Source organism: Pseudomonas sp. LAIL14HWK12:I10 (assembly GCF_900184205.1).
Lineage (GTDB): Bacteria > Pseudomonadota > Gammaproteobacteria > Pseudomonadales > Pseudomonadaceae > Aquipseudomonas > Aquipseudomonas kermanshahensis.
Genome location: NZ_FXWU01000016.1, coordinates 1 through 16,369, shown reverse-complemented (window position 1 = coordinate 16,369; position 16,369 = coordinate 1). Strand labels below are relative to the sequence as shown.

The window sequence follows — 16,369 nt, the reverse complement described above, 5'->3', positions numbered from 1 at the left end:
GTGAAACACGTGATTGCTTGACGCTTCAATGCGAATAATTATCAAATTGCCCGCATTCGATGCGCCCGGCTGTCTATGGTGCGCAGTTCCGCCGCCCGCCACAAGGCGCGCGGCCCGCCTTCAGAAGGAAATCCGATGATGCGCCGTCCCGCTGCCCTGATCGCCCTGTGCGCAGGCCTTGTGCTGTCCACCCAGGCCTTGGCTGCCGAACTGCCGCAGCGATGGGTCAGCGCCGGTGGTGCGCTGAGCGAGTGGGTCACTGCGCTGGGCGGCGAATCACGCCTGGTCGGGGTCGATACCACCAGCCAGCACCCCGCATCGCTGAAGGCGCTGCCGAGCGTCGGCTATCAGCGCCAGTTGTCTGCCGAAGGTATTCTCAGCCTGCGCCCAGACGTGTTGGTGGGCACCGAAGAAATGGGTCCGCCCCCCGTGTTGGCGCAGATTCGCAAGGCGGGTGTGCGGGTGGAGTTGTTCTCGAGCAAGGCCGAACTGGATGCGGTCGATCAGAACCTCAAGCACCTGGGCCAGTTGCTGGGTGCCGAGCCACAAGCCACCGCGTTGGCGGCGGGCTATCGTCAGCAGTTGGATGCGTTGCAGGCTCAGGTCAAACACGCCCAGGCAGGCCAGAAGGCGCCCGGGGTGTTGCTGCTTGTGGGCCATGCCGGTGCCAAGCCGCTGATCGCAGGGCAAGGCACTGCCGGTGATTGGCTGCTACGCCAGGCCGGGGCGCACAACCTGGCCGAGCATCAGGGCTACAAGAACTTCTCTAATGAGGCGCTGGCGGCGCTGGACCCGGATGTAGTGGTGTTCTCCGACCGTGCGTTGGCCGACGAGCAGGCGCTGCAAGCGCTGCTGAAGGAAAACCCAGCGCTGGCGGCCTCCCGCGCCGTGCGTGAACAGCGTCTGGTGTCGCTCGACCCGACGCTGCTGGTTGGCGGCCTTGGGCCACGCCTGCCAGCGACCCTGCGCTCGCTGGCCGCCACCTTCTACCCGGCAGCCAAGGGCAGTTTCGCTCAATGAGACAACGCGTTCAGCCACGCACATTGATCATCTGCCTGAGCGTGCTGTGCCTGTTGGCGGTGTGGCTGTCCCTGGCCCTGGGGCCGGTCAGCCTGCCGCTGTTCGATACCTTGCGCGCTGGGCTGCGCTTGTTGGGGCTGCCGATAGCCGGTGATGGCCTGCAGCAGGCGGAAATGATCCTCGGCCAGATTCGCCTGCCGCGCACCTTGCTGGGGCTGGCGGTGGGGGCGGTGCTGGCGCTGTCCGGCGTGGCCATGCAGGGGCTGTTCCGCAACCCGTTGGCCGACCCAGGGCTGGTAGGCGTCGCCGCCGGGGCGGCAATGGGCGCTGCAGTGGCCATTGTCGGCGGCAGCTGGTTTGGCGGAATGCCGGAGGTGCTGGCGCCTTATCTGCTGTCACTGTGCGCCTTCATCGGCGGGCTTGGGGTGACCGCACTGGTCTATCGCCTGGGGCGGCGCGACGGCCAGACCAATGTCGCCACGATGCTGTTGGCCGGCGTGGCCATGACCGCGCTGGGCGGCGCGGCGGTGGGGCTGTTCTCCTACCTGGCCGATGACGCCACCTTGCGCACCCTGACGTTCTGGAACCTGGGCAGCCTCAACGGTGCCAGTTACGAGCGGCTGTGGCCGCTGTTGATGGTGGCTACCGGCGTGGCGCTGTGGTTGCCGCGGCGCGCGCGGGCGCTGAATGCCTTGCTGCTGGGGGAGTCGGAGGCGCGGCACCTGGGTATCGAGGTAGAGCGGCTCAAGCGCGAATTGGTGTTCTGTACCGCGCTGGGTGTCGGCGCGGCGGTGGCGGCGGCGGGGCTGATCGGCTTCATCGGGCTGGTGGTGCCGCACCTGGTGCGCTTGCTGGCAGGGCCCGATCACCGCGTGGTGTTGCCGGCCTCGCTGTTGGCGGGCGGCGCACTGATGCTGTTTGCCGACCTGGCGGCACGGCTGGTGCTGGCGCCAGCCGAACTGCCGATCGGCATTGTCACTGCGTTTATCGGTGCGCCGTTTTTCCTGTTTCTGCTGATTCGAGGGCGCAGCTGATGTTGCAAGTCGAGGGCCTGCACCTGCGGCGGGGAAGCAACGAGGTACTCCACGACATCCACCTGCAATTGGCCCCGGGGCAGGTGGTGGGCGTGCTCGGCCCCAACGGCGCGGGCAAGAGCAGCTTGCTGGGGGTGCTGTGCGGCGAGCTGGCGCCCGACCAGGGGCATGTGACCTTGCAGGGCCGGCCGTTGGCCGATTGGGCAGGGCAGGAGCGGGCCAGGCGCCTGGCGGTGTTGCCGCAAGTGTCCAGCCTGGGCTTCTCGTTCAGGGTCGAGGAAGTGGTGGGCATGGGGCGGATGCCGCATGGCAGTGGCCAGGTGCGCGACGCCGAGATCGTCGAAGCAGCCTTGCGTGCAGCGGACGCCTGGTACCTGCAGGGGCGCAGCTACCTGGCGCTGTCGGGCGGTGAGCGGCAGCGGGTACACCTGGCGCGCGTGCTGGCCCAGCTGTGGCCAGGTGAGCAGGGGACTACGCTGTTGCTTGATGAGCCGACGTCGATGCTCGACCCACTGCATCAGCACACGACCCTGCAAGCGGTGCGGCGCTTTGCCGACCGAGGCGCTGCGGTGCTGGTGATCCTGCATGACCTGAACCTGGCGGCACGCTACTGTGACCGTATTTTGTTGCTTGAGCAGGGCCGCTGCCATGCCTTGGCCTCCCCCGACGAAGTGCTCACGCCTGGGGCATTGAAGGCGGTGTTCGGTATCGATGTGCTGGTACAGGCTCACCCGGAGCGTGGCCACCCGCTGATCATCACCCGCTAGGAGGCATTGCCGATGCGCCATCCACTGCTGTCCGGTTTATCGCTGTGCCTGGTGCTGGCCCTGGGCGGATGCCAGGCCAGCCTGCCGCCGTTGCCGGCCTGGCAGAGTACTGAAGGGCGCGAACACGCGCAGTTGGGGCAAATCAAGGACCTGGCCAGCGGGCAGCTCATCAGCCCGGAACAACTGGTCACGCAGTTGGCCGCTGCCCCGCGTGTGCTGGTAGGGGAGAAGCACGACAACCCTGACCACCACGCACTGCAGTTGTGGTTGTTGCAGGCCCTGCAGAGCCGGCGCGCTCAGGGCAGCCTGTTGATGGAGATGCTGCAGCCTGAGCAGCAGCCGCTGGTCGACAAACTTGAAGCACAGCCACAGTTGCCCGCGGACTTGCCCAAGGCGTTAGCGTGGGAAGAAGGCTGGGACTGGCAGTTGTACGGGCCGTTGGTGACGCAGGCCTTGCAGCACGGCATCCCGCTGCTGGCCGCCAACCTTTCACCTGGGCAGATGCGCCACGCCTACCGGCACCCGGCTTCGTTACCGGGCGCACAGTCCAATGCGCCTAGGGTCAAGGCCGCGTTGCTTGAACAGGTGCGTGCCGGGCACTGCGGCTTGCTGCCGGAAAGCCAGTTGCCGGCCATGCTTGCCGTTCAACAGCAGCGCGACCGGCAAATGGCAGAGCAGTTGCTGAAGGCGCCGCAGCCAGCCCTGCTATTGGCTGGCGCATACCACGTACGCAAGGACCTGGGTGTGCCGTTGCACTTGGCTGACCTGGGCGCGCAGGGCCGTAGCGTGGTCGTGTTGTTGGCCGAGGTCGGCGAGGAAGCCGAGGCGGGCATGGCCGATTATGTGTGGTACACGGCGGCGATGCCGGAGCAGGACTACTGCGCTCAACTGCGCAAGTAACGTTACGGGTATCGGCGTTGTCACCCGCACGCGGTGTAAAAATCAGGCAAAAAAAGACCCGGCAAAGAGCCGGGTCAATAACCGTGATTAGCCTGATGAGGAGATAATCTGAGAGTCCGAACCAGGGGCTTTCAGTTTATCCAACCAGTCTCGCGACCAGTTGTGATAATCATAACTATTCTCATTTCGGAGTCAATCCCCTTCGTCGGTTTATTTCGCGTTTTTTTGCGCAGGGTTCTTCGCGTCCAACTGTTGATTGAGCGCTTCCTTGCGTTCGGTCGGCAAATCGTTCCAATGCATGTCGAGCAAGGCACCTTCAATGGCGTACAACAGCACTTTGGAGGCCCGGAACCCTCGCGTTTTCACAGCTTGGTACGCACCCACCGCACCGAGCCGGCGCAGATCCGACGCGCTGTGGATGCCGGCTGCATGCAACCACTGCGCAGAAGTCTTGCCAAGATTCTTCAGATGCTGCAATTCATCGTTCATCGAGCCTCCTTGCGATGGCTGAACGGGTGTTGGGGGATAAATCGCGAGCAGGTCAGAGAGGAGTGTAGCGGGGGTTGGAAAATGCGCGGCCTTTTGCCATCGGGTGCGACGATTGGGGAGAGGAGCCGCCTTTTACGGCCCTATCGCCGGCAAGCCGGCTCCCACAGGGACACCACTGCCCTTGAGGCCTGTGGAACTCCTGTGGGAGCCGGCTTGCCGGCGATAAGCTGCAATGCTGACCTTACAGGCCAGGCAACCGCTGGCGGATCTGGTCGATCACCTGGTCCATGCTGGCGCTTTCCTGCGTATCGACACGGTTGGCGTGCTGCAGTTCTGTGGCATCCAGCGGCTCACGGCTGGCCTGCTGAGCCTTGACCACCTCTAGAGTAGCGTCCGACGGGTCGGTTTTTTCCGCCTGGCGCTGCGCCAGCCAGCTGGCGATCACCGCCTCCGGGGCTTGGCAGTCGAGGACCAGGAACGGCACGCCGGTCGCGCTGGCGACCTCTGCCGCCGCTTGGCGTTGAGCATGTTTCAGGTAGGTGGCATCGAGCACCACCGGGAAACCGGCGCGCAGGATGGTGCCGGCCAGATCGTGCAGGCGCTGATAGGTCGCGGCGCTGGCATCCTGGTCATAGATGCCGGCATCCTGCTGCCCAGATAGCGTTGCCTGCTGCTCGCCGAACAGGCGCTTGCGCTCCACGTCCGAACGCACACGCACGGCGCCCAGGGCTTCGACCAGGCGCATCGCCACGTGGCTCTTGCCTACCGCCGAGACGCCGTGGGTGATGGCCAGCAGGCGCGAAGGGATGGCGCTGTAGCTTTCCGCCAGGTTGGCATAGTTGCGGTAGGTGCGCAGGGTGGTGGCGCGCTGCACGCCATCGGCATTGGCGGGCATGCTGAACAGGGCGACCTTGGCGCGCACCAGGGCGCGGTAGGCCTTGTAGAAGTTGAGCACTTCCAGGCCCTCGTAGTCGCCGGTCAGTTCCAAGTACTGGCTGACGAAGCGGTGCGCCAGGCACTTGAGGCCGCGGTCTTCCAGGTCCATGGCCAGGAAGCCGGTATCGGCCCAGACATCGGTCATGCGGAACGGCTCGTTGAACTCGATGCAGTCGAAGATCACCACCTTGCCGTCGATCAGGGTGGCGTTGCCCAGGTGAATGTCACCGTGGCATTCGCGGGTGAACCCGTTGGCTTTGCGCGCTTCGAACAGGCCTTTGAGGCGCTCGAAGCTGCTGCGCGCCCATGCCTGGAGGTTATCCAGTTGCAGCAGGTCGGCCTTGTCGCTGAGGAACGGACGGATCTGCTCGAAGTTCTGCTCGACCGGGGCCATCACGCTTTCAGGCGAGCCATAAGGTTGCGCTGCCGGGACCTTGGGGGTCTGCAGATGGAATTCGGCGATCTGCCGGGCCATCTGGTCGATGTGCTCGGCGTTGAGCTCGCCGTTGGCTTGCAGGGTGCTGAGCATCTGCCCTTGGGGGAACTGGCGCATTTTCAGGGCGTATTCGATTGCTACACCCTCACCGCCGATTTGCGGCGCTTCGGCGCTACCGGTGATCGGCAACACGTCGAGGTACAGGCCGTCGGTCAGGCGCTGGTTCAGGCGCAATTCTTCGTTACAGAAATGCTCGCGCTGATCCAGCTGGGTGAAGTCGAGGAAGCCGAAGTTCATCGGTTTCTTGACCTTGTAGGCGTACTCGCCAGTGAGCAGGACCCAGGAGATATGCGTCTCGATGAGTTGGAACCCATCTACGGGGTGAGGGTAGAGGGCTGGGTTCTGCAACGCAGTGATAAGAGCTTGGCTCACGGGAAATCCTTCCGGGGGCAGGGAATTCGAATGCGCCATTATGGTCAATGGTGCCGTCCCTGCATACCGCCGAGGGCGCCTGCCCAGCCTTTACAAAGTGCGTATAATCCGCCGCCATGACTCGAACTCGAAACGCTCGTACCCCTCAGAAACGCCCGACCGGCCGCTCTCGCGCCTGGCTGGGCTGGGCTTTGAAGCTCAGCCTGGTCGGCCTGGTGATCCTCGCCGGCTTCGCGGTTTACCTCGATGCTGTCGTCCAAGAGAAGTTCTCTGGCAAGCGTTGGACCATCCCGGCCAAGGTATACGCCCGGCCACTGGAGCTGTTCGTCGGCCAGAAGCTGAGCAAGAACGACTTCCTCACCGAACTCGATGCCCTGGGCTATCGCCGTGAAAGCGCGGCCAATGGCCCGGGTGCGGCCGCGGTCAACGGTAATACCGTCGACCTCAATACCCGTGGCTTCCAGTTCTACGAGGGGATGGAACCCGCGCAGTTCGTCCGCGTGCGCTTCTCTGGCGATTACGTGGCGGGGCTGGCCGGTGCCAATGGCGGCAAGCTCGACGTGGTGCGCCTGGAGCCGCTGATGATCGGCGGTATCTACCCGAAAAACCTCGAGGACCGGATCCTGATCAAGATCGATCAGGTGCCACCGTACCTGCTCGAGACCCTGGTCGCGACCGAAGACCGCGACTTCTATAGCCACTTTGGCGTGTCGCCCAAGTCCATCGCCCGTGCCGTGTGGGTCAACACCTCGGCCGGCTCCATGCGCCAAGGCGGCAGTACCCTGACCCAGCAGTTGGTGAAGAACTTCTACCTCACCAGCGAACGCAGCCTCAGCCGCAAGCTGACCGAGGCCATGATGGCTGTGCTGCTGGAGCTGCATTACGACAAGCGTGAAATCCTCGAGGCCTACCTCAACGAGGTGTTCGTCGGCCAGGACGGCCAACGCGCGGTGCATGGTTTCGGCCTGGCCAGCCAGTTCTTCTTCAGCCAGCCGCTGTCGGAGCTCAAGCTGCACCAAATCGCCTTGCTGGTGGGCATGGTCAAGGGGCCGTCCTACTACAACCCGCGGCGTTATCCTGACCGCGCCCTGGCCCGCCGTAACCTGGTGCTCGACCTGCTGGCCGAGCAGGGCGTGGCGAGCAAGGACGTGATCGAGGCGGCGAAGAAGATGCCATTGGGTGTGACCAAGCGCGGCAGCCTGGCGGACAGCTCGTTCCCAGCCTTCCTCGACTTGGTCAAACGCCAGTTGCGCCAAGACTACCGCGACGAAGACTTGACCGAAGAAGGCCTGCGCATCTTCACCAGTTTCGACCCGATCCTGCAGATGAAGGCCGAAACCTCCATGAACGAGACGTTCAAGCGCCTGGCCGGGCGCAAGGGCGCTGACGAGGTCGAGTCGGCGATGGTCGTGACCAACCCGGAAACCGGCGAGGTGCAAGCGCTGATCGGCAGCCGCCAGTCGGGCTTTGCCGGCTTCAACCGCGCCATCGACGCGGTGCGGCCGATTGGCTCGCTGGTCAAGCCGGCGGTGTACCTGACCGCGCTGGAACAGCCGAGCAAGTACACCCTGACCAGCTGGGTGCAGGACGAGCCGTTCTCGGTCAAAGGCGCCAACGGCCAGATCTGGCGCCCGCAAAACTACGACCGTCGTCCGCATGGCACCATTTACCTGTATCAAGGCCTGGCCAACTCCTACAACCTGTCGACCGCCAAGCTCGGCCTGGAAGTAGGCGTGCCCAACGTGATCAAGACCATCGGTCGGCTGGGGGTGAATGTCGACTGGCCAGCCTTCCCGGCGATGCTGCTGGGGGCAGGTGGCATGTCGCCGATGCAGGTCGCGACCATGTACCAGACCATTGCCAATGGTGGCTTCAACACGCCGATGCGCGGTATCCGCAGCGTGTTGACGGCCGAGGGTGAGCCGCTCAAGCGCTACCCGTTCCAGATCCAGCAGACCTTCGACCCAGGGTCCATCTACCTGGTGCAGAACGCCATGCAGCGGGTGATGCGCGAAGGTACCGGCCGTTCGGTGTACAACGTGTTGCCGCGTTCGCTGACCCTGGCCGGCAAGACCGGTACCAGTAACGACTCGCGCGACAGCTGGTTCTCCGGCTTTAGCCAGGACCTGCTGGCCGTGGTGTGGATGGGCCGCGACGATAACGGCAAGACGCCGTTCACCGGTGCCACCGGCGCCTTGCAGGTCTGGACCAGCTTCATGAAGAAGGCCGACCCGCTGCCGCTGGACATGCCGCAACCGGACAACGTCGTGCAAGCCTGGATCGACCCGTACAGCGGCCAAGGCTCTGACGGTAGCTGTCCGGGAGCCGTGCAGATGCCGTATATTCGCGGAAGCGAACCGCCCGCCGGCGCAGCCTGTGGCGGTGAGCAGAATCCGGCAGAATCGGTCATGGACTGGGTCAAAGGCTGGATGAATTAAGCACGAGCTGCATTGATGAGGTGTGAAGTGAATAAGTGGCTGTTTCCTGCCTTGACGGCGTTGGTTGTGCTCCAGGGTTGCTCCAGCGTCCAGCGTGGCAATATCCCGGTGGTCGATTCGAGCACCCGCGTGTCCAACAGTGAACGCGTAACGGCCAACCGCTCGGCGGCTGGCATGAACAGCGGCACCTCACAAGCGCAGTCGCTGCCTGAGGATTCGGGCGTGACGGTGATGATCCCGCAGGGCGCCGGTGCCTCGAGCATCCAGACGTTCCCGGCCGGTAATGGCGCGGCGCCGATCAGCACCGCGCCGATTACCCCGGGCCCGATCTCGACCGGGCCGATGACCACCAACCCGAACCCGATCGCCGACGAGCCGTTCGATATCGCCTCGATGAACAGCACGCCGAAAGCCAGCAGTGCGCCGACCGGCATTCCGCGCAGCGGTGGTGCATCTGGCGGCCTGTCGGCCGACGAGCAGCTGGATGGGCCTGTACTGGCGCTGTTGACCACTGCCCAGCAACAGCAGGTCAGTGGTGATTTCAACGGTGCCTCGTCTAGCCTGGAGCGTGCCCAGCGTATCGCCCCGCGCGAGCCGCAGGTGCTGTTCCGCCTGGCCCAGGTGCGTTTGTCCCAGGGCGATGCAGCGCAGGCCGAGCAGTTGGCTCGCCGCGCCCTGACCTACGCCAATGGCCGCCCCGACCTGCAGGCCGAACTGTGGAACACCATTGCCCAGTGCCGTGAAAAACAAGGTGACAGTGCCGGTGCGGCGCTGGCGCGGCAGAAGGCCCGAGTGAATTCCTGATGATCGAGCAACGCATTCTGGACATCGCCGACCACCTGCTGCTGATCGAGCGTGAGTTGAAGGTGCAAGGCTGGTGGGACGATGAGCCGCCCAGCGATGAAGCGCTGGAAAGCACCGTGCCCTTCGCGGTCGATACGATGACCCTGGAGCAGTGGCTGCAATGGATCTTCCTGCCCCGCATGAAGATCATCATCGAACTCGGCCACCCGCTGCCCAGTGCCTCGGGCATCCTGGTGATGGCTGAAACGGTGTTCACCGATCGCCCGGAGCAGAGTCGCGAGCTACGGCGCCTGCTAGCAGAGTTCGATCAATTGATCGCTTCTGGAGCCTGATTTCTTCTCTTTTTCCTTCAAGGGCCGCAGATTGTGGCCCTTTTTTATGGAAATCTTCTTAATTCTGCTGCTGCTATCCTTTTTAGTGGTGGCAGGAATTCATCTTGAGGAAAAATTGGCAATAATTTTTCTTGACTTGTAGCCGCCAAATCACAAGAATCCAACTTCCGCTGTAGAGGGACTGCCAGAAGCAGACCCGCTAAGCAGATCATGAGGCGCACACCCGCGCCGACCTGTTACACCCCGCAACGCGTTACCTCGCGCTGGGTGGGAAAACCCCGCAACACTCTGGGGCGCTCCCAATACTTGCTCAGTCAGTGCTGACGTTCGCTCATGCTCTGCTTGGCAGTAAACCTATTAAGACCCGTCCACTAGGGACGGTATTCTGGCGTTTTAGAGGTGAACAACGTGGAGCTTTTATCTGGCGCTGAGATGGTCGTCCGCTTCTTGCGTGACGAAGGCGTTAAGCACATCTACGGGTACCCTGGCGGTGCTCTCCTTCATGTTTACGATGCCCTGTTCAAGGAACCGGAAGTCGAACACATCCTGGTTCGTCACGAACAGGCTGCAACCCATATGGCGGACGGCTACGCCCGTGCCACCGGCAAGGCCGGTGTGGTGCTGGTAACCTCCGGCCCGGGTGCGACCAATGCCATTACCGGCATTGCCACCGCCTACATGGATTCGATTCCGATGGTCATTCTGTCCGGCCAGGTGCCTAGCACCATGGTGGGTACCGATGCCTTCCAGGAAACCGACATGATTGGCATCTCGCGGCCGATCGTGAAGCACAGCTTCATGATCAAAAACGCCACCGAGATCCCAGAAGTTCTGAAAAAAGCCTTCTACCTGGCGCAATCCGGCCGTCCTGGCCCGGTCGTGGTCGACATTCCAAAAGATATGACCAACCCGGCCGAGAAGTTCGAATACGTCTACCCGAAGAAGGTCAAGCTGCGCTCCTACAGCCCGGCGGTCCGTGGCCACTCCGGCCAGATCCGCAAGGCCGCCGAGATGCTGCTGGCTGCCAAACGCCCGATCGTTTACGCCGGCGGCGGCGTGATTCTGGGTGGCGGCTCCGAAGCCCTGACCGAAATCGCCAAGTCGCTGAACCTGCCGGTTACCAACACCCTCATGGGTCTGGGTGGCTTCCCGGGTACTGACCGTCAGTTCCTCGGCATGCTCGGCATGCACGGCAGCTTCACGGCCAACATGGCCATGCACAACGCTGACGTCATCTTTGCCGTCGGTGCGCGTTTCGATGACCGTGTGGTCAACGGCCCGGCCAAGTTCTGCCCGAATGCCAAGATCATCCACATCGACATCGACCCGGCGTCGATTTCCAAGATGATCAAAGCCGACGTGCCTATCGTTGGCCCAGTCGACAGCGTCTTGACCGAGATGCTCGGCATCCTCAAGGAAATCGGCGAGCAGCCTGACAAGGCCGCCGCAGAAGCCTGGTGGAAGCAGATCGATGAATGGCGTGGCGACGGCGACCTGTTCCCTTACAACAAAGGTGATGGCAGCGTCATCAAGCCGCAGACCGTGATCGAAACCCTGTGCGAAGTGACCAAAGGCGATGCCTTTGTTACCTCCGACGTGGGCCAGCACCAGATGTTCGCGGCGCAGTACTACCGCTTCAACAAGCCGAACCGCTGGATCAACTCCGGTGGCCTGGGCACCATGGGCTTCGGTTTCCCGGCGGCGATGGGCGTCAAGCTCAACTTCCCGGACCAGGACGTGGCGTGCGTGACCGGCGAAGGCAGTATCCAGATGAACATCCAGGAACTGTCCACCTGCATGCAGTACGGCCTGCCGGTGAAAATCGTCAACCTGAACAACGGCGTGCTGGGCATGGTCCGCCAGTGGCAGGACATGGCGTACAACGGCCGTCACTCGCACTCCTATGTCGAGTCGCTGCCTGACTTCATCAAGCTGGCCGAGGCCTATGGTCATGTGGGTATCCGCATCACCAGCCTGAAAGACCTCAAGCCGAAGCTGGAAGAGGCATTCGCGATGAAAGACCGTCTGGTGTTCATCGACATCGCGGTTGACCGTACCGAGCACGTCTATCCGATGCAGATCAAGGATGGCTCGATGCGTGACATGTGGCTGAGCAAGACGGAGCGTACCTGATATGCGGCACATCATTTCCTTGCTGCTGGAAAACGAACCCGGTGCCTTGTCTCGCGTCGTTGGCCTGTTCTCCCAGCGTAACTACAACATTGAAAGCCTGACCGTGGCGCCGACCGAAGACCCGACCTTGTCGCGTCTGACGCTGACCACCGTTGGCCATGACGAAGTGATCGAACAGATCACCAAGAACCTGAACAAGCTTGTCGAAGTGGTAAAGCTTGTCGACCTGTCGGAAAGTGCTCACATCGAGCGTGAACTGATGCTGGTCAAGGTCAAGGCCACCGGAGCCCAGCGGGCCGAGATCAAGCGCACCACGGACATTTTCCGTGGCCAGATCGTCGATGTGACCGCCAGTGTGTACACCGTGCAACTGAGCGGCACCAGCGACAAACTGGACAGCTTCATCCAAGCCATCGGCACCGCATCGATTCTCGAAACCGTGCGCAGTGGCGTCACCGGCATTGCCCGTGGCGACAAAGTGCTCAGCATCTAAATTCAAAAATTAGCGATGGCTCCGCAGGGGCCGAGATATAACCAGGGGTATTTTCATGAAAGTTTTCTACGATAAAGACTGCGACCTTTCCATCATCCAGGGTAAGAAAGTCGCCATCATCGGTTACGGTTCCCAAGGCCACGCCCAGGCGTGCAACCTGAAAGACTCCGGTGTAGACGTTACCGTCGGTCTGCGTAAAGGCTCGGCCACCGTTGCCAAGGCAGAAGCCCACGGCCTGAAAGTGGCCGACGTGGCTACCGCTGTCGCTGCTGCCGACCTGGTCATGATCCTGACTCCGGACGAGTTCCAAGGCGCTCTGTACAAGAACGAGATCGAGCCGAACATCAAGAAAGGCGCAACCCTGGCCTTCTCCCACGGCTTCTCGATCCACTACAACCAAGTCGTGCCACGTGCCGACCTCGACGTGATCATGATCGCGCCGAAAGCCCCGGGCCACACCGTGCGCTCCGAGTTCGTCAAAGGCGGCGGCATCCCTGACCTGATCGCTATCTACCAGGACGCTTCGGGCAACGCCAAGAACGTTGCGCTGTCCTACGCCGCAGGCGTGGGTGGCGGCCGTACCGGCATCATCGAAACCACCTTCAAGGACGAGACTGAAACCGACCTGTTCGGCGAGCAGGCTGTTCTGTGCGGCGGTACCGTCGAGCTGGTCAAAGCCGGTTTCGAAACCCTGGTTGAAGCGGGCTACGCGCCAGAAATGGCCTACTTCGAGTGCCTGCACGAGCTGAAGTTGATCGTTGACCTCATGTACGAAGGCGGTATCGCCAACATGAACTACTCGATCTCCAACAACGCCGAGTATGGTGAGTACGTCACCGGCCCAGAAGTCATCAACGAAGAATCCCGCAAGGCCATGCGCAACGCTCTGAAGCGCATCCAGGACGGCGAGTACGCGAAGATGTTCATCTCCGAAGGTGCTACCAACTACCCATCGATGACCGCCAAGCGTCGTAACAACGCTGCCCACGGCATTGAAATCATCGGCGAGCAACTGCGTTCGATGATGCCTTGGATCTCGGCGAACAAGATCGTCGACAAAGCCAAGAACTAAGTTTCTTGCAACATGAAAAACGCGGCTTCGGCCGCGTTTTTTCGTTTAGGCAGCCGGCATCTGGTATAAAGCAGACCAGTGGCCTACCGTCAGAACCTGTTTCGCAGGCCCGTGTCGAACATATTCCACCCTGTTGCAAGGTACCCTACATGAGCGAACGTCCCGAAGAGCCGAATAAGCCCTCCGACGCCGAAAGCCTGCTACCTGTCGATGAGCACATTGAAGAGGGCCATGACGCCGAAGGGCGCAAGGTCCGGCATCGCGGCATCTATCTGCTTCCTAACCTGTTCACCACCGCCAACCTTTTCGCCGGCTTCTACTCCATCATCAACTCGATGAGCGCGCAGAGCGCGTTGAGTGCTGGCGACCCGCGCGAGGCAAGCAAGTACTTCGCCTTTGCCGCCATCGCCATCTTCGTCGCCATGGTGCTCGATGGCCTGGATGGCCGCGTGGCTCGCATGACCAATACCCAAAGCGCCTTCGGGGCCGAGTACGACTCGCTGTCGGACATGGTCGCCTTTGGTGTTGCCCCGGCGTTGCTGGCCTTTGGCTGGGCGTTGGGTGACATGGGCAAGGTCGGCTGGATGGTTGCCTTCATCTATGTGGCGGGCGCTGCCTTGCGCCTGGCGCGCTTCAATACCCAGGTGGGCACCGCCGACAAGCGTTACTTCATCGGCCTGGCCAGCCCGGCGGCGGCTGGTGTGGTTGCGGGCACCGTGTGGGCCTTCAGTGACTACGGTATCCAGGGCTCCAAGCTGTCGTTCCTGGTGGCGCTGCTGGTAGCGGCGGCTGGCATGTTGATGGTCAGCAACATCAAGTACAACAGCTTCAAGGAACTCGACCTCAAAGGGCGTGTGCCGTTCGTGGCCATCCTGGCGGTGGTCCTGGTGTTCGCGGTGGTATTCAGCGACCCGCCCCGCATCCTGCTGCTGATCTTCCTTGCCTACGCGGCTTCGGGGCCGATCCAATTCTTGCTGCGGTCTCGCCGTCGCAAGTCGTGACAATGATTTAATGATGGAATAACCCTCCGGCTCCATAGTCTTACTGGTACATCCGTTATCCAGTGCTATGGAGCCGTCCATGCTCATCAAGCTTCCCAGGTCATCCGAGTGCAAGGCGTCGGAGATCACGCCCGAAGGTCTCTATCTTTCTCGTCGCACCGTGCTCGGTGGCTCGCTGGCGGGCCTTGCCCTGGGCGCGCTACCGCGCCTGGGGCATGCCGCCGAGGCCAGCCGCTACGCTGATGTCGAGGCGGGCGCTGCACCCGCCTGGTTCAGTGACAAGCTTGCGGCGACGCAATGGCAGGCGGTAACGGTCAAGGATGAGGCGATTACGCCCTTCAAGGACGCGACCCACTACAACAACTTCTATGAGTTCGGGCCCGACAAGGGGGACCCGGCTGCCAATGGCGGCAGCTTGCAGACTGAGCCTTGGTCTGTAGTGATCGATGGCGAGGTCGGCAAACCCGGGCGCTATGCCCTGGAAGACTTCGTTAAACCTTATCAGCTCGAAGAGCGCATCTACCGGCTGCGCTGTGTCGAGGCGTGGTCGATGGTCATCCCCTGGCTTGGCTTCCCGCTGGCGCAAGTACTCAAGCAAGTGGAACCGACATCCAACGCGCGCTACGTGCGCTTCGAAACACTCAAAGACCCACAGCATATGCCAGGGCAACGCTCAGGCTTCGCCTTGATCGACTGGCCCTATAGAGAAGGGCTGCGCCTGGATGAGGCCATGCACCCGTTGGCGATTCTGGCGGTGGGTATGTATGGCCGCGAGCTGGCCAACCAGAATGGCGCGCCGTTGCGCTTGGTGGTGCCATGGAAGTACGGGTTCAAGAGCATCAAGTCGATCGTGCGGATCAGCCTGGTGGCCGAGCGCCCGCAAACGACCTGGGAGGGGCTGGCGCCAGATGAGTATGGCTTCTATGCCAACGTGAACCCCGAGGTCGATCACCCGCGTTGGACCCAAGCGCGTGAGCGGCGCCTGCCAAGTGGCCTGTTCAGCCCCAACGTACGGCCAACGCAAATGTTCAACGGCTACGCCGACGAGGTGGCTTCGCTGTATGCCGGCCTCGACCTGCGGAAGAACTATTGATGCGCTATCCCTGGTTGCGCCTGGCCATCTTTATAGTGGGGTGTGTGCTGCCACTCTGGTGGTTGTATGAGGCTGCGATGAACCTGCTGGGGCCGGACCCAGGGAAGATCCTGATGGACCGGCTGGGGTTGGGCGCGCTGACGTACCTGCTGGTGACCTTGAGCATGACGCCGCTGCAGCGGCTGACAGGGTGGTCGGGCTGGATCGTCGTGCGCCGCCAACTGGGGTTGTGGTGTTTTGCCTACATCGTGCTGCACATCCTTTGTTACCTCTTCTTTATTCTGGGGCTGGACTGGGGGCAGTTCGCTGTCGAGCTGCGTAAGCGGCCCTACATTATTGTGGGGGCGCTTGGCTTCCTCGGGTTGTTGGCGCTGGCGGTAACCTCGAATCGGTATAGCCAGCGCCGGCTGGGTGCGCGGTGGAAGAAGCTGCATAAGCTGGTGTATGTGATTCTCGGCCTGGGGCTGCTGCATTTCCTGTGGATCGTGCGCTCAGATCTGCGCGAGTGGGCTATCTATGCCGGCATTGGTGCCGTGTTGATGGCGCTGCGTGTTCCTGCAGTTGCACGGCGTGTTCCTCGGGTGATCAGCAAGCGGGGGAGGGTGGTTTGAAACATTGTTGAAATAAAGGGTTGACGGGGTTTCGAATCCCCTTATAATGCGCCCCACTTCCAGCGTGATTGGAACGAGAAACTCCTTGAGTATCAACGAGTTAATCGATTCAGGTAGTGTTGAAAGGGCTTCGATCGAAGGATCGTCAGCGGTTGAAATGGTGGTTGACAGCGCTTCTAAACGCTGTATGATTCGCCTCCCGCTACGAGAGATCGCAGCGAGCCAAGTGTTTGAAGCTAAACGAGTTTCTCGCGAAAAACTTCAAAATAAACGCTTGACAGGCTCTGAGGAAAGCGTAGAATGCGCGCCTCGGTTGAGACGAAAAGCTCTTAACCAAACGCTCTTTAACAAATTGAATCAAGCAATTCGTGTGGGTGC

At 61.9% G+C, this 16,369-nt stretch carries 16 protein-coding genes; 14 read left to right on the top strand and 2 right to left on the bottom strand.

What is annotated here, in order from left to right:
* Window positions 1–135 precede the first annotated feature (135 nt).
* The 4 genes from QOS90_RS25005 to QOS90_RS24990 are packed head-to-tail and all read left to right on the top strand — an operon-like array spanning window position 136 to window position 3,721.
* Entirely contained in the window at window positions 136–1,020 is an 885-nt protein-coding gene (locus QOS90_RS25005) for a heme/hemin ABC transporter substrate-binding protein (protein WP_085274230.1), read from the top strand.
* A gap of 50 nt (window positions 1,021–1,070) precedes the next feature.
* Window positions 1,071–2,054, top strand: coding sequence for a FecCD family ABC transporter permease (locus QOS90_RS25000; RefSeq protein ID WP_177323901.1), 984 nt, complete (start codon window positions 1,071–1,073; stop codon window positions 2,052–2,054).
* Window positions 2,054–2,821 carry a heme ABC transporter ATP-binding protein gene (locus QOS90_RS24995; protein WP_027595000.1) on the top strand — a complete coding sequence of 256 codons (768 nt, stop codon included), beginning with the start codon at window positions 2,054–2,056 and terminating at the stop codon, window positions 2,819–2,821. The genes QOS90_RS25000 and QOS90_RS24995 overlap by 1 nt, the downstream gene beginning before the upstream one ends.
* Window positions 2,822–2,833: 12 nt before the next feature.
* Window positions 2,834–3,721: a ChaN family lipoprotein gene (locus QOS90_RS24990; RefSeq protein WP_027594999.1), complete on the top strand. Its 888-nt coding sequence runs from the start codon at window positions 2,834–2,836 to the stop codon at window positions 3,719–3,721.
* Between the two features lie 210 nt (window positions 3,722–3,931).
* Here QOS90_RS24990 and QOS90_RS24985 read toward each other — a convergent pair whose 3' ends face one another.
* On the bottom strand, window positions 3,932–4,210 hold the full coding sequence (locus QOS90_RS24985) for a TfoX/Sxy family protein (RefSeq protein ID WP_027594998.1): 279 nt from the start codon (window positions 4,208–4,210) through the stop codon (window positions 3,932–3,934).
* A 241-nt stretch (window positions 4,211–4,451) separates the two neighbouring features.
* Window positions 4,452–6,014, bottom strand: coding sequence for a bifunctional aminoglycoside phosphotransferase/ATP-binding protein (locus QOS90_RS24980; protein WP_085274229.1), 1,563 nt, complete (start codon window positions 6,012–6,014; stop codon window positions 4,452–4,454).
* A 116-nt stretch (window positions 6,015–6,130) separates the two neighbouring features.
* Between QOS90_RS24980 and mrcB the strand changes: the two genes are divergently transcribed.
* From mrcB to QOS90_RS24930, 10 genes are all read left to right on the top strand, one after another.
* A complete protein-coding gene (gene mrcB, locus QOS90_RS24975; protein WP_027594996.1) occupies window positions 6,131–8,452 on the top strand; it encodes a penicillin-binding protein 1B in 2,322 nt (773 codons plus the stop codon).
* A gap of 15 nt (window positions 8,453–8,467) precedes the next feature.
* Window positions 8,468–9,256: a tetratricopeptide repeat protein gene (locus tag QOS90_RS24970; RefSeq protein ID WP_085274228.1), complete on the top strand. Its 789-nt coding sequence runs from the start codon at window positions 8,468–8,470 to the stop codon at window positions 9,254–9,256.
* Window positions 9,256–9,588 (top strand): YqcC family protein, encoded by a 333-nt coding sequence (locus QOS90_RS24965; protein WP_027594994.1) that lies wholly within the window; start codon window positions 9,256–9,258, stop codon window positions 9,586–9,588. Before QOS90_RS24970 ends, QOS90_RS24965 begins: the two co-directional genes overlap by 1 nt.
* 408 nt (window positions 9,589–9,996) lie before the next feature.
* Window positions 9,997–11,721 (top strand): acetolactate synthase 3 large subunit, encoded by a 1,725-nt coding sequence (locus QOS90_RS24960; protein WP_027594993.1) that lies wholly within the window; start codon window positions 9,997–9,999, stop codon window positions 11,719–11,721.
* 1 nt (window position 11,722) lies between these two features.
* Entirely contained in the window at window positions 11,723–12,214 is a 492-nt protein-coding gene (ilvN, locus tag QOS90_RS24955; RefSeq protein ID WP_003250040.1) for an acetolactate synthase small subunit, read from the top strand.
* 55 nt (window positions 12,215–12,269) lie between these two features.
* Entirely contained in the window at window positions 12,270–13,286 is a 1,017-nt protein-coding gene (gene ilvC / locus QOS90_RS24950) for a ketol-acid reductoisomerase (RefSeq protein WP_027594992.1), read from the top strand.
* A gap of 149 nt (window positions 13,287–13,435) precedes the next feature.
* A complete protein-coding gene (gene pssA / locus QOS90_RS24945) occupies window positions 13,436–14,287 on the top strand; it encodes a CDP-diacylglycerol--serine O-phosphatidyltransferase (RefSeq protein WP_027594991.1) in 852 nt (283 codons plus the stop codon).
* A gap of 79 nt (window positions 14,288–14,366) precedes the next feature.
* The gene (gene msrP / locus QOS90_RS24940) at window positions 14,367–15,380 is read left to right on the top strand and encodes a protein-methionine-sulfoxide reductase catalytic subunit MsrP (RefSeq protein WP_085274227.1); all 1,014 of its coding nucleotides are present in this window, start codon (window positions 14,367–14,369) and stop codon (window positions 15,378–15,380) included.
* A complete protein-coding gene (msrQ, locus tag QOS90_RS24935; RefSeq protein WP_085274226.1) occupies window positions 15,380–15,991 on the top strand; it encodes a protein-methionine-sulfoxide reductase heme-binding subunit MsrQ in 612 nt (203 codons plus the stop codon). The genes msrP and msrQ overlap by 1 nt, the downstream gene beginning before the upstream one ends.
* 85 nt (window positions 15,992–16,076) lie before the next feature.
* Window positions 16,077–16,369 (top strand): hypothetical protein (locus tag QOS90_RS24930; RefSeq protein WP_283600570.1); only part of this gene is annotated, 293 nt, incomplete at its 3' end.

Coding starts and splice junctions, on each gene's coding strand:
- QOS90_RS25005 (WP_085274230.1), top strand. CDS start 136: ATGATGCGCCGTCCCGCTGCCCTGATCGCCCTGTGCGCAGGCCTTGTG.
- QOS90_RS24995 (WP_027595000.1), top strand. CDS start 2,054: ATGTTGCAAGTCGAGGGCCTGCACCTGCGGCGGGGAAGCAACGAGGTA.
- QOS90_RS24990 (WP_027594999.1), top strand. CDS start 2,834: ATGCGCCATCCACTGCTGTCCGGTTTATCGCTGTGCCTGGTGCTGGCC.
- QOS90_RS24985 (WP_027594998.1), bottom strand. CDS start 4,210: ATGAACGATGAATTGCAGCATCTGAAGAATCTTGGCAAGACTTCTGCG.
- mrcB (WP_027594996.1), top strand. CDS start 6,131: ATGACTCGAACTCGAAACGCTCGTACCCCTCAGAAACGCCCGACCGGC.
- QOS90_RS24970 (WP_085274228.1), top strand. CDS start 8,468: ATGAGGTGTGAAGTGAATAAGTGGCTGTTTCCTGCCTTGACGGCGTTG.
- QOS90_RS24965 (WP_027594994.1), top strand. CDS start 9,256: ATGATCGAGCAACGCATTCTGGACATCGCCGACCACCTGCTGCTGATC.
- ilvN (WP_003250040.1), top strand. CDS start 11,723: ATGCGGCACATCATTTCCTTGCTGCTGGAAAACGAACCCGGTGCCTTG.
- ilvC (WP_027594992.1), top strand. CDS start 12,270: ATGAAAGTTTTCTACGATAAAGACTGCGACCTTTCCATCATCCAGGGT.
- pssA (WP_027594991.1), top strand. CDS start 13,436: ATGAGCGAACGTCCCGAAGAGCCGAATAAGCCCTCCGACGCCGAAAGC.
- msrP (WP_085274227.1), top strand. CDS start 14,367: ATGCTCATCAAGCTTCCCAGGTCATCCGAGTGCAAGGCGTCGGAGATC.
- msrQ (WP_085274226.1), top strand. CDS start 15,380: ATGCGCTATCCCTGGTTGCGCCTGGCCATCTTTATAGTGGGGTGTGTG.